The organism is Neoroseomonas rubea (assembly GCF_016106015.1).
Classification (GTDB): Bacteria; Pseudomonadota; Alphaproteobacteria; order Acetobacterales; family Acetobacteraceae; genus Neoroseomonas; species Neoroseomonas rubea.
Genome location: NZ_JACADQ010000730.1, coordinates 1 through 643 on the forward strand (window position 1 = coordinate 1; position 643 = coordinate 643).

Genomic DNA, 643 nt, shown 5'->3' on the forward strand with positions numbered 1-643 from the left:
GCCAGCGCCTGGTCGAGCTGCGCCTGGCCCGGCGCGGCCTGCTCGGTGGTGCCGGCGCCAGCCGCGCTGCCGGGCGGGCGCCAGCGCAACGCGGCGTTGGGCACGCGCAGCGCCTGGGGCCGTTCCTCGGTGATGATGCGCAGCGTCGCCGTCATCCCCGGCAGCAGCCGCCCGGCCGCGTTCGGTGCCGCGATGACGACGGTGTAGGTCACCACGTTCTGCACCGTGGTCGCGGCCAGGCGGATATCCTTCACCCGCCCGCGCAGCGTTTCCGACGGGAAGGCGGCGACGGTGAAGGTCACCTCCTGCCCCTGGCGCACGCGGCCGATATCGGCCTCGTCCACCGTCGCATGGACTTCCATTTCGTCCAGGCTGGCCGCGATCTGGAACAGCACCGGCGCCTGGAAGGACGCTGCCACGGTCTGCCCGATGTCGATGTTGCGGGAGACGACGACGCCGTCGATCGGCGAGCGGATCGTCGCGTTGCGCAGGTCAACCTCCACCTGGCGCAGGATCGCGTCCTTCTGCTCCCGCGCCGCATCCGCGGCATCGACCTGCGCGCGGGCGGTGCGGGCGGCGGCGGCGGCGGACATGGCGGCCGCTTCCGCGCGCAGCAGGTCGGCGCGCGCCTGCGCGACCGCCG

The 643-nt window shown here is 74.2% G+C and carries 1 protein-coding gene; it reads right to left on the reverse strand.

Translation table 11 applies throughout. The features are described from left to right. Positions 1 to 643, reverse strand: a 643-nt coding sequence (locus HW577_RS26100; RefSeq protein WP_198378972.1) for an efflux RND transporter periplasmic adaptor subunit, incomplete at both ends; no start/stop codon positions are given.